The organism is Nocardia sp. CWNU-33 (assembly GCF_046764895.1).
In the GTDB taxonomy this organism is placed as follows: Bacteria; Actinomycetota; Actinomycetes; order Mycobacteriales; family Mycobacteriaceae; genus Nocardia.
In genome coordinates this window covers 233,742-247,452 of the sequence record NZ_JBKOQN010000007.1, presented here as the reverse complement: position 1 = coordinate 247,452, position 13,711 = coordinate 233,742, and the positions used below count along the sequence as shown (strand labels likewise).

Sequence of the window (13,711 nt, the reverse complement as noted above, 5' to 3'; positions counted from 1 at the left end):
GTTATACCAGGTACGAGCGCCCGCAACTCCGCCAGCTCAGGCTCTCGACAGGATGTTCACCATGGTGGTCTTGCCCGCCCCGTTCGGGGCGAGGATGCCGAACACCTCGCCCGGTGCTGCCGCTAATCGACGCCGCGCAAGGCCTTTACGGCGCCGAACGACTTCTCGATTCCTTCGACGAGGACTCCTTCTTCGGAGCCCATCGTTTTCCTCCCAGATATTCCGCGTCGAGCACGCGCGCGATGATGGGCAGCGCATGTGGTCCGGTCAGCTCGAGGTGCGTGACCTCGATGTCGTGGTTGGTGATATCGCCGGTCACATAGGGCCGCCAGCCGCCGGGGCCGAAGATGTCGGAGGCGTCGACGGTTGCGCTGAAATACACGATGTCGCCGTCGAATACCGGGCGCTGGTAGCCGGTTCTGGTCTGCGCCGAAGCGTTGAACGATCCGGCCATCCGCTCGATGGTGTCTGCGTCGATGAGCGAAACGCCGCCCAGCCGTTCGCGAATCAGCTCGGCTGCGGCTTCAGCGGTGGCGTCGGCCGGCACGTCGTCGATACCGAAGACCGAGCCGAAGGCGTTGACGAAGCCGCCCGCGGTGAGTCGCTCGATGCTGTCGCCATCGATATCGGTGGTATCGGCGTCGAGTAGTGCGACGACACCGACGGTGTCACCGGCCTGCTGAAGTTTGGTCGCGATCGCGTGTGCGATGAGCCCACCGAACGACCAACCGAGTAGGTGGTACGGCCCGGTCGGCTGTACCGCGCGCATCTCGCGGATGTACCGGTCGGCGAACTCCTCGATCGAACGTACCGGTGGTTCGTGGCCACCGAGATCCGGTGCTTGCAGTCCGTAGATCGGTCGTCCCGGCTGCAGCGCGTCCGCGAGTCCCAGGTAGGTCCAGGAGATTCCGGACGACGGGTGGATGCAGAACAACGCGGGTTCGGTGCCGCCGAGCCGGATCGGCAATAGCACGTCCAGTCCGAGTCCTGTTGGAGCGGTGGCGATCTCGGCCGCAGTTGTTTGCGCGGCGATGGTCGCGGCCTCCTCGTCGGCGGCGGCCTGCGCGGCCGGCGTGCGGGCGAATTCCGCGGCCGCACCGAGCGCCTCGACCCAGAGGTCGGCCAGCTCGGCCACATCGTCGTGGTGCAGTAGTGTTTCGGGGAAGCCGAAACTTGCTTCCAGCCGGTCACCGACGACCACCGCGTTCACATCGATCGCAGACTGCAGTGGCACGTCCGGGCTTTCGGCCGCGTTGAGTTCGCCGAACTCGTCGGTCGGCAGCCAGCCGAGGCCCTCCAGCCCAGCCGGGCCGGCGCCGGCCGAGTACCGGCCGAGGTAATTGAAGCTGATTCGACCGGGCAGCCGCCGCGGAAGTTGCGCTGCCGTATCGGGATTGAGATAGCGCAGCAGACCGAACCCGATGCCCTTATCCGGCACCGCGAGCAGTTGATGTTTCACCGCACGGATCGCCATGCCCATGGCCGGGCCGCCGGCAAGCGCATCGTCGACATCGATTCCATCGAGGTTCAATCGCACCGGATAGATGCTGGTGAACCAGCCCAGCGTCCTGGAAAGGTCGGCGCCGGGGACCACTTCCTCTTGTCTGCCATGGCCTTCCAGCCGCACCAGCGCGATCGCCTCGGCGATACTCCGGCGTGCCCGCCAGCGCACCAGCGCGAGCGCCAGCGTGGTGAGCAAGGCGTCGTTGACGCCGCCCTGGAAGAGGCCAGGGAGCGTGGTGAGCAGTGTGTTGGTGACTTCCGCGGATACCTGGCGGTCGATCATGCGCAACGTGTGTGCCTGATCGATCGCCGAGTCCAGCTCACGGGCACCGATCAGCGGATCCGGGCCCTCGAGCACGCCCTGCCAGTATCCGAGTTCGGAAACCCGTCGATCCGTGCGGGATTCCTCGGCGAGCGCGTACGCCCACCGTCGCATCGAGGTGCCCGTCTCGGCGAGCACCGGGCTGTTGCCGACGGACACCTGTGCCCAGGCGGCGACCAGATCCGGTACCAGGACGCGCCACGAGACGCCGTCGATCACCAGGTGGTGCGCGAGTACGATCAGCCGACCCGGCCGCGCTCTGGCTCCGGCATCGCCGATCGGGTCGAGCCAGATGAACTGCAGCACAACTCCGTTCGCCGGGTCCAGCCGGTTCGCCGCGGAATCCAAGACGGTCACCGCGAACTCACGCAGGTCGACGGAGTCGGCGGCCGAGTCGAATTCGATGCGATGCAGCAGCGTGTCTACCTCCACGGAGCCCGGTTCGCTTACCAGCAGCCGCCATTCGCCATCCTCGGCCTGCGTCAGCCCGGCACGCAGAATGTCGTGTCGGTCGAGGACGGCCGCCAGGGTCGCCACGATTCGGCCCCGGTCGATGCCCAGCGGAAGTTCCAACACCGCGGTCTGGGCGAATCGGTTGTAGTTGCCGCCACGCTCGAGCATGTAGTGCACGACCGGCGGTAACGGCATGTCGCCGGTGCCACCGCCGGGCAGTTCGTCGAGCGTCACCACGGTGCCCGCGGCATCGGTCGCCGCGGCCAACGCGGCAACGGTGCGGTGCTCGAAAACCTGCAGCGGCGTGCAATTGAGGCCCTGCTGTTTGGCCCGCGACACCAGCTGGATCGCCAGGATGCTGTCACCACCGAGCGCGAAGAACGAATCATCGGCGCCGACCTTGTCGATACCGAGCAGCTCGGCGAAGATCTGCGCGAACGCCTCCTCGGTCGGGGTCGACGGCGCCCGGTACTCGGTGCGATCGGTGGTGAATTCCGGCGCGGGCAGGGCCTTGCGGTCGAGTTTGCCGACGGCGTTGAGCGGGATCGAGTCCAGGACGACGAAGGCGGCCGGAACCATATACGCGGGCAAGGTGTCTGCCGCGACGGCACGCACTTGCGCGAGGTCGAGTTCGACGCCGGAGGCGCGCACCAGATATGCCGCCAGCGCGGTCGATCCGGCGGGGCCGGGTACGCCCAGCGTCACCGCGAATTCGACGCCCTCGGCGCGACCGAGCACGGCGTCGATCTCGCCGAGCTCGATGCGCTGTCCGCGCACCTTGACCTGAAAATCGGTGCGGCCGAGGTACTCCAGCTCCAATCCCGACGCCGTGCGGGTCCAGCGGACCAGATCGCCGGTGCGGTACATGGAATCGCCCGGTCCGCTGAAGGGATTCGCAATGAAGCGGGCGGCGGTCAAGCTCGGCCGGGCGTGATAACCGCGGGCCAGCGCGGTCCCCGCGAGGTAGAGTTCGCCCGCGACGCCGACGGGCACCGGACGCAACCGATCGTCGAGCACCAGGACGGATGCGCCGCGGACGGGCTTGCCGATAGCGACCGGCTCGCCGACGACAAGTGGCGTGGAACCCGTCGCCCAGATGGTGAATTCGGTCGGACCGTACAGGTTGATCATCGTCCGATCCGCGGCCCACCGGTCGACGAGTTCGGCGCCGACGGCCTCGCCCGCCACCGCCAGCACCCGCACGCTCGACACCTCGGCGGGATCGATGGTGGCCAGCGCCGACGGGGTGATCACCATGTGGGTGACTTGTTCGGCGTCGATCAACTCGGCCAGCGCGCTGCCGCCGAACACCTCGGGCGGTGCGACCACCGAGGCGCCGCCGGACCCGAACGCCATCAGCGCCTCGAATACCGACGCGTCGAAACTCGGCGAGGCCACCTGCAATACCCGCGACGTCGCGTCTATCCCGAGCAACTCGCGTTGTGCCGCTACGAGATCGGCGATGCCGCGGTGGGAAACGGTGACGCCCTTGGGCGTTCCGGTCGACCCGGAGGTGTAGATCATCCATGCCGGACTGTCCGGCCGGATCGGGCTCGGCAGTTCCTGGTCAAGCAGTCCTCGACCGCCCGCGTGACACCAGCGTTCGACGAAGGTGAGGTCGTCGAGGACCAGCCAGTGCGTGCTGTCCGGCAGTGCCGGGCGATTAGCGCCGATGGTGAGGCCAACGCGGGCACCGGAATCGGTGAGCATGTGATCGATGCGGTCCACCGGATGCTTTGGGTCGACGGGCAGGAAGGCCGCCCCGATCTTCGCGGCAGCCCACATCCCGGTGAGCAGTTCGGCGGACCGGGGCAGGCCGAGCGCAACCACCGTTTCCGCGCCGGCGCCCGCCTTGAGCAGCAGCCGTGCCAGTCGGTTGGCGTGCATATCGAGTTCTCGGTAGGTCGTAGTCTTTCCATCGACGACCAGCGCGGGATGCTCCGGATACCGCGCGACAGAGTCGGCGAGGAGTTGCGGAAGCGTTGTCGTGCCGATGGTTTCGGGACCGCGCACCGGAACCAGCGCCGCGCGCTCGGCATCGTCGAGGATGTCGATATCAGCCAGGCACACATCCGACTGCGCCAGGACCGTCGTGAGCACCCGCCGCCACCGGGCCGTGAACGAAGCGGCCGTCGCCACGTCGAAGAGGTCCGTCGCGTAGGTCAGCACACCATCCAGCCCGGCCGGTCCGGTGTCGGTGAAACGTTCACGCAGGTCCAGCATCAGATCGAATTGCGATGCATCACGGTCGAAGTCCTCTATTTCGAAGCGCAATCCGGGCAGCTCCAAGACCGGCTCGGCGAAGTTCTGCAGCGTCAGCGACACCTGGAACAGCGGGTGATGCGCGGTGGACCGGCTGGGGTTCAGCACCTGGACCAGCCGCTCGAAGGGGACATCGGAGTTGGCGAACGCGTCCAGATCTGCCGACCGCACCGCGGTGAGAAACTCGGCGAATGCAGCGCCAGGGTCGACCGGGGTGCGCAGCGCGAGCGTATTGACAAACATGCCGACGAGTTCGTCGAGCGCCTCCTCGCCGCGGCCCGCGATCGGGGTGCCGATGACGACATCGTCGGTGCCTGCGAGCCGGGCCAGCAGCACCGCGAGCGCGGCGTGCACCACCATGAACAGGCTGACATTGTGTGCGGCAGCGAATTCGATCAGGGCCCGGTGCATTTCGGCTTCGAAATGGAATTCGAACTCGGTGCTGCGCATTGTCTGCACAGCCGGGCGTGGCCGGTCGGCCGGCAAATCCAGCACGTCCGGCGCACCGTTGAGTGAGTCTGTCCAGAAGCGAATCTGCTGTGCGGCAATCGATTCCGGATCGGATTCACTACCGAGCAGTTCCCGGTGCCAGAGCGCGAAGTCGGCGTACTGGACGGCGAGCGGGACACGGGTGGTGTCGGCGCCGGTGGCGCGCTCGGAGTACGCGGCAACCAGATCGGCAGCGAGCGGCGCCATCGACGCGCCGTCGGCGCTGATGTGATGCACCACCAGAACCACGATATGAACCGGAGCGGAACCGTCGAGCCGCAACAGCCCGACGCGCAGCGGCGGTTCCGTCGCGAGGTCGAATCCCGTGCCGGCCAGATCATTGATCCGATCCCGCAGCGGCGCACCATCTTCGGTGTCGATCAGGGGCATCGGCGGCGCGGCCGTCGCGGTGCCGATCACCACCTGGCGTGGTCCCTCCGCATCCACCGGATAGAGGGTGCGCAGACTTTCGTGTCGATCGATGACATCGGCCAATGCCAGCCGCATGGCGTCGACATCGAGGTCGCCGGTGAGCCGCAGCGCGACGGCGATGTTGTACGCCGGCGAGGTCGGATCCATCCGGTTGAGCACCCACATCCGTTGTTGCGCGGGAGACAACGGAACTCGGTCCGGCCGGATCCGCCGGGCGAGCGCGAAGCGTCCCGGCTTGTCGTCGGTGGCCGGGACGACGCGCGCGGACAGCTGTGCGACGGTAGGCGCGTCGAACAGGTCGCGCAGCGCGATGGTCGAACCCAGGGCCGAATTGACCCGGGCGACAACCTTTGTGGCGCTGAGCGAATTGCCCCCGAGTTCGAAGAACGATTGATCGACACTTACCCGCGCAGTGCCGAGCACCTCGGCGAATACCGCGGCGACGGCTTGCTCGACGGCCGTGCGCGGGGCGAGATACGGCCGTCCGGTATCCGAGAAGTCCGGGATCGGAAGGGCTTTGCGGTCCAGCTTGCCGACCGGGGTGAGCGGGATGGAGTCCAATACGATGAGGTAGCCGGGCACCATGTACCCGGGTAGCTCCGCGGCCACCTGCGCACGCAGCCGTTCGGTATCGAGCCGCACGCCCTCGGGGGGCAGGACATAGGACACCAGCACCGTCGCGCCCGCCGGTCCGGCGCGGCCGATCGTGACCGCGTATTCGACCTCCACGTCCCGGGACAACACCGCGTCGATCTCGCCGAGTTCGATCCGCAGTCCGCGAATCTTGACCTGGAAGTCGCTGCGGCCCAGGTACTCCAGCTCATATCCGGAGTCGTGCCCGAGGACCCAGCGCACCATGTCCCCGGTCCGGTACATCCGCTCACCCGGTTCGCCGTGCGGGTTGGCGACGAAACGCCCCGCGGTCATCTCGAACCGGTTGAAGTAGCCACGTGCGAGCGCGGGACCCGCCAGGTACAGCTCACCCGGCACGCCCACCGGTACCGCGCGCAGCCAGCTGTCGAGCACCATATTCGCGGCGCCGCGAATCGGCCCGCCCATCGTGATCGGTTCGCCCGCGACGAGTTCGCCGGGCCCGGTCGCCCAGATGCTGAATTCCGTCGGACCGTAGAGATTCACCATCCGGCGCCCCGCCGACCAGCGCTCGATCAACTCCGGTGTCGCGGCCTCACCCGCGACCGAGAGCACGCGCAGGTGCTCGAGGTCCGTCGAATCCATGGTGGCCAGCGCGGACGGTGTGATCACGGCGTGCGTGACCCGTTCCGTGCGCAGCAGCCGCTCCAATTCGGTGCCGCCGTAGACGTCGGGCGGTGAGACGATAAGCCTGCCGCCCATCCCATGAGCCGTCAGTAGTTCGAACACCGAGGCGTCGAAGCTCGGCGAGGCCACCTGCAAGGTCCGTGCGGTGTGGTCGAGCGCGAGGGTCTCCTGCTGGGAGGTGACCAGATTCGCCACACCACGATGGCTGAGCAGTACGGCCTTCGGCTTACCGGTGGAGCCCGAGGTGTAGATCAAATAGGCGGTCTGGTCGATATCTATCGGTCCGCCGCGCTCCTCATCGGTGATGGGGGCATCGGAGACCATCATGACCCGGCGAATGGTGTTGAGGTCGTCGAGCAGCAGCCAGTCGATACTGCCGGGCAGCGTCTCACCGGTCGCGGTGACCGTCACCCCGATCGGCGCCTTCGAATCGCTGAGCATGTGCTCGATCCGTTCCACCGGATAGTTGGGATCCAGCGGCGCGAAGGCCGCACCCGTCTTGGCCAGCGCCCACAGCGCCACCACGGACTCGAGCGACCGGGTGAGGGCCAGGATGACGAAGATCTCACGGCCGACACCGCGGCCGAGCAGTACCCGGGCGAAGCGGTTGGACCAGGCGTCGAGTTCGCCGTAGGGCATGGTGAGTTCGCCTGCGCTGACTGCGATGGCGTCCCTGTCGATAGCCGCACCGGCGGCGAGGATTTCGGGTAGGGTGCGCAGTGGCACCGACTCCGGTCCGCGGACCGGAAGTAGCGCGGCGCGTTCGGTGTCGTCGCAGTACTGCAGCTGCGAAACCCGGGCGTTCGGGTTCTCGGCGAGCTGCGTGAGCATTCTGACGAAGCGATTCAGGAAGAGTTGTGCCGCAGCAGTTTCCAGCTGGTCTGCCATGAACTTCAGGGTGATTCGCAGCGTGTCCTGTCCGTCACTGCCGCGCAGCGGAATGACGATGAGGCTCAACGGATATGGCGTGGTGTCGGTGGTGTCGACGTCGAGTACTCGCATGCCCGCGATGTCGAGTGCTTGCGACAACGCTTCGCGGTCGATCGGGAACGACTCGAATACGGTGAGCGTGTCGAATAATTCGGCGAGGCCGATTGCCTGATGTATGGCGGCCAGCCCGACGTGCTGATGGTCCATCAGCCGTGCCTGCTCGGACTGTACGCGGGCGAGCAGGTCGGTCACCTTCTCGGTGGGATCGAGTTGTACGCGCACCGGCAGCGTATTGATGAACAGCCCGATCATCGATTCGACACCGGCCAGCTCCGGCGGCCGACCCGAGACCGTGCCGCCGAAGACCACATCGGTGCGGCCGGTGAGCATGGCCAGCAGCATCGCCCAGCCCGCCTGCACCATGGTGTTCACCGTCGCGCCGGATTCGCGTGCGGCCGTCTCCAATCGGGCGACCGTATCGCGGGACAGGTCGACGGAGATCGTGCCGGTCTCGGTCGATTCGATATCGGCCAGGGTCGGTATCGCCCGGGTCGCGGTATCGATGCCGGCCAGGGATTGCCGCCACGCCGCTATCGACGCGGCGTCATCCTGTTCACCCAGCCAGCCCAGGAATCGGCGATAGGAGTGCACCGGTGGGAGCGCGCTGTCGTCGCCCGAAGTGACGTACAGGGCCAGCAATTCGCGCACCAGCAGCGGCCCGGACCAGCCGTCCAGCACGATGTGGTGGTTGGTGAGCACGAAACGGTATTCGTCGGGCGTAATCCGGATGAGTGTGCAGCGCAGCAGCGGGGGGCGGGCGAGTTCGAAGCGGGTACGCGCGTCGAGCGCGAGCATGCGGTCGAGTTCGCGCCCGCGTGCCTGCGCATCGGTGATGCCGGTCAGATCGACTTCCTGCCAAGGGATTTCGATGTCGCCGAGAATGAGCTGGCGGGGACCGTCGTCGGTCTCCACGAACGCGACCCGCAGGTTCTCCTGCCGTGCCACCAATGTCTGTGCCGCGGTGCGCAATCGGGCGGCATCGACGGTACCTGCCAGCGTGAGCAGTGACTGCACCGTATAACCGTCCGCGGTGTCGGAGTCGTACAGCGCGTGGAAGAACATGCCGTATTGCAGCGGCGAGAGCGGCCAGACGTCGGTGAGGTTCGGATAGGTCCGCTCCCAGTTGTCGATCTGGGGCTGGGTCACCGGGACGAGGTCGAAGTCGGACGGCGTGTGGCCGCCCGCCTCCGCCGACCGGATATGGTCGGCGATTGCGCCCAATGCGTCCGCCCAGAGTGCGGCGAGCTCGCCGATGTCGGCGGCGCCGAGCAGCCGGGAAGCATAGCCCCAGCTCACCTCCAGGCCGGTGTCGGTCCGGGTGGCGTCGATGTCGACGACAGCGGCCAGCGGCGCGAGATCATCAATGAGTACCGAGAAGCTCTGTGTCGGGAAGGTTTCGCCGTGCACCGACGCCGTCCGGTCGTGATAGGTGAAGGTGATCTGCGGGGTGGGCGCGTCGGCGAGCGTGACGATGCCGTCGGCGTTCAGATAACGCAGGATGCCGAAGCCGACCCCCTGGTCCGGCAACGCCCGCAACTGCTCTTTCGTGGTCTTGATCGCGGTGCCTGCCGCGGTGCCCCCGGCGAACGCGTCGTCGAGGTCGATGCCGTCGAGGTCGAGGGCCGCCGGATACGTGCTCGCGAACCGGCCTACGGTGCGTGCGATATCAGCGCCGGGCAGGGTCGCAACCGCGCGGCCGTTGCCGGTCAATGTCAGCACAGTGGATTTCCGGTCGCGCCAACGGCTTACCGCCATGGCGAGCCCGGCGATCAGCACATCGTGGCCGCTGCAGTGGAATCGATCCGGTGTCGTGGTGAGTACGGCCGCCACCACGTCGGGCGGGATGACGGTCCGCAAGCTCGCGGCCCTCGACACGATGTCCTCGGCTGGATCGAGCGTGCCGGAGCCGATCGGCGCGTCCGGTGTGGACAGGATCTGTTGCCAGACAGGCAGTTCAGGACCACGTTCGGCCGCGTGTTCGAGCTGGCCATGCGCCCAGCGCCGGAACGAGGTTCCGACCGGTTCGAGCGGATCGCCCGCGGCCGAGGTGGCCAGATCCGTGAGCAGGATGTGGCAGGAGGCGTCATCGATCACCAACTGGTGCAGCACAAGCCAGCACAGTGGATCGGCGTCCACCTGTTCGATCAATACGAAACGCGCGACGACACCGTTCTCCGGGTCGAGCAGGTCGCGGGCGCGCCGCAGTTCCTGTGCACAGATCGCGTCCACGTCTTCGGAACCTGCCGACACCGCGTGCAGCAGGGCATCGGCCTTGACCGAACCATGTTCGGCGACAACCCATTCCCAGCCGGACTCCGCGCGTCGCAGCGCGGAGCGCAGCAGATCGTGGTGATCGATCAATGCCTGCACCGCAGCGCCGAGCCGAGCCCGCTCGAAGCCCGTGGGCAGCGCGATCAATGCCGCACGGCCGAGCCGACGCCAGGTATCGCCCTGGTCCAATATCGCGTGCGCCGCGGGCGTCAACTCTACGGAACCGATACCGCCACCGGGCAGTTCGTGCACCACGTGGGTGTCCACCTCGGTGGCGACCGCCGCCAGAGCGGCAACGGTCTTGCGCTCGAACACATCCCGCGCGCTGATGCGAATCCCCGCGGCCTTCGCCCTGGCCACCAACTGGATGGAGACGATGCTGTCGCCGCCGAGCGCGAAGAAGCTCTCGTCGACGCCGACCGCATCCAGTCCGAGCACCTCGGCGAACAATGCGGCAAGCGCCGCTTCGCGCGGCGTAGACGGCGGCCTGCTCAGAATGGTTCTGGCGCTGAAATCCGGTGCAGGCAATGCCTTTCGATCCACCTTGCCGAGGGGCGTCAGCGGGATGCTGTCCAGCATCATGACGACGGCGGGCACCATATAGGCCGGAAGTGTTTCCCCGGCAGCCGCTTTGAGTGCCTCCGGGTGCACCTCGGCCCCAGGCTCGGGCAGTACGTACGACACCAGCGCAGTGACGCCGGTACCGGTTTCGGCGCCGATAGTGAGTGCGAAGTCGACGTCCGGGTGTCGTTGCAGGGCGGCGTCGATTTCGCCGAGCTCGATGCGGAAGCCGCGCACCTTCACCTGGAAGTCGCTGCGGCCCTGGTACTCCAGCTCATTGCTCGCGGTCCAGCGCACGAGATCCCCGGTGCGGTACATCCGCGCACCAGGCGCATAGGGGTTCGCGACGAATCGACTTGCGGTCAGCCCGTTGCGCTGGTGATACCCGCGCGCTACCCCGGTGCCCGCGAGGTACAGCTCACCGACGGCGCCCGTGGCGACCGGGCGCAGCCAGGGGTCGAGCACGACGGCGCTGACGCCGCTGACGAGGCTGCCGATCGTGACCGGACCACCAGGGGTCATGGGACCGCTCAAGGTCACGGTGACGGTGGTTTCGGTGGGCCCGTAGCCGTTCAGCAGGGTCCGATCGGACCATTTCGCCACCAGCTCGGGCGGGCACGCGTCACCGCCGACGACGATCGTGCGCAGGTCCGGCAGTGTTGCCGGGTCGAGCGAGCCGACGACTATCGGCGTCACATTGAGATGGGTGACCTGCTGTGCGCGCAGGACCGCTGCCAGCTCCTCGCCCGCATACGCCGCCGGTGGCACCACTGCGAGCGTCGCACCCGCCGCGAGCGTGACGAGAATTTCCTCGACGGAGATGTCAAAGCTCGGCGAGACAGCGTGTGCCACAACTGAATTGGCATCGACACCGAACCCGTCGCCGGAACTCGCGACCAGGTTCGCCAGTCCTCGATGCGACACCAGCACGCCCTTGGGCAGACCCGTCGACCCAGAGGTGTAGATGATGTACGCGATTTGGTCCAGGTATATGGGTGAGCGCCGGTCGGCATCGGTGACCGGCGCCGCCTCCTGCGCGACTATCGTCGCGCCGATCGTCTCGTCGTCGATGAGCAGCCAGTTCACCCACTCCGGCAACGACTTTCGGGCCTCGGACACGGTCACGCCGATGACGACACCGCTGTCGCCCACCATGTGCTCGATCCGGTCCGCGGGATAGGTCGGGTCGATCGGCACGAATGCCGCACCTGTTTTCGCCACCGCGAGCATTGCCAGCACGGACTCGGCCGAGCGCGGGATCGAAATCGCCACGGTCCGTTCCGGTCCGGCGCCCGCGGCGATCAGTACCCTGGCGAGCCGATTCGAATATTCGTCGAGCTCGCGGTATGTGCGGCTGGTATCGCCCCACTGCAGTGCCATGGCGCCAGGGTTGATTGCCGCACCGGCGCTGAGTATTTCGGGAAGTGTGCGTGGGATTACGCCCGCCGGTCCGTGCGCCGGTACCAGCTGGATGCGTTCGTCCTCGGATACGACCTGCACGGTGCAGAGCGGCGCATCCGGCCCGGCAGCGAGGAAACGGTGCAGGAACAACAGGAATCGGGTATGGTGCGCTGCCAATTCGGCGTTGCTGTAGAGGTTTCCGTTGCCCTGCAGATCGATATGGGTGCTCTCACCGCCCACGCCGGGATACAGGTTGACGAACAGATCATCGATCAGCCCGGAGGTCAGCACGTGCAGTCGTCCGGTGACCGAGCCGAGCTGAATCCTGGTGTCCACCATCATCAAATTCACGGCCGGACCGAACGATGCGGCCTCATCCATCGCCCAGCCGAGATCGCGGACGATATCCTCCTGCCGGTAGCGCTGCCGCCGCAGCGCACCGGTCAGTTCACTCTGTGCGGCCCGGATCGTGTCACCGACTGTGGTGGTCGGATCCAGGATAAGGCGGAGCGGGACGACATTGGCGACCATGCCGCCGGAGCGGCGCAGCGACGCCGTCGTGCGCGCCGAGACAGGCAGGCTCAGGATCACCTCGGGGGCACCGGTCATCGCGGCGAGATAGGCGCCGAACGCGGCGACGACCGTCGGTGCGGCGCCCGAAGAGGCCGCCTTCGCGACGGTGTCGAGCAACTCTGTCGTGGTCGCGGGCAGCGCGCCCGAAACACGGTTCGGATGCGCGTCGACCTCGGCATCGCGGCCCGCGAGATTCACCGGGTCGGCCATCCCGGCGAGATGGCCGCGCCAATATTCGCGGTCGGCTTCGAAGCGGTCCGAGCTGCGGTAGGCCAGATCGGCGTCGACAATCTTCTGCAATGGTTCGGCCTTGCCGGCGGGCGCCTCCCGACCCTCGACGGCCGCGTTGTAGAGCTCGCCGGTGCGTTGCACCAGGGCTAGCGCGCCCATGCCGTCCAGCACGATGTGGTGCATGCGCGAGTACCAGAACCAGCGATCATCGGCGAGTTGCAGCATGGTCACCGCGACCAGCCGGTCTCGCAACAGATCCAGCGGCGCCGAATACTCCGCGCGCATCCAGTCGTGCGCGGCGGCCTCTGGGTCGGATTTGCCGCGGAAATCGATGGTGACCAGGTCATCGTCGAGCGTCGTGTCGACGAACTGGAACGGCTGACCGTCGACGTCGAGCAGACGGAGGTAGCCGGTGCCGAATTCGCGCCCGGTCCGGCGGGCGGCGTCGGCCAATGTATCGAGATCGAGCGGGCCGATCAGTTCGACATATTGCGCGATCGAGATGGGAGTGTCGCCCGCGATGTGCTGGGCGAACCAGATACCGCGCTGGGCGGCCGAGAGCGGGAACGCGCCATCAGGCGCGGTGCTACCGGTGACAGCGTATGGCGCGGATTGCTCATGCATAAGCAGACCTGCGTTCTGACGAATCGGCGCTGGGTTCGGCGTGCATCCGACCGTCGGTGTAGCTACCGGTGGGGTAGTACTCGCCGCTGCACACACGCGACGGCAAGTTCAGTCTGAACCGTTGCCGAGCGCGCCGAAAGGGGTATGGACAAACACTGGCGATGGCGACTGCTTGCCGTCGCTCGAAATGAGGCGCTGACGGGCGCTTGCCGGTCGCTCGAAATGGGGCGTAGCGACTGCTGAGCCGTTGCGGCAGCTGGGTCACCAGCCGATAGAACTCGTTGGAGACGCCGGTGTAGATCGCGGTCGACGCCGCATGCG

The 13,711-nt window shown here is 67.0% G+C and carries 1 protein-coding gene; it reads right to left on the bottom strand.

What is annotated here, in order from left to right; all coding sequences use genetic code 11:
• Nucleotides 1-145: 145 nt before the first annotated feature.
• Complete coding sequence (locus tag ACLMAL_RS12260) at nucleotides 146-13,390, bottom strand: amino acid adenylation domain-containing protein (RefSeq protein ID WP_411999175.1); 13,245 nt, start codon at nucleotides 13,388-13,390, stop codon at nucleotides 146-148.
• Nucleotides 13,391-13,711: the final 321 nt, after the last annotated feature.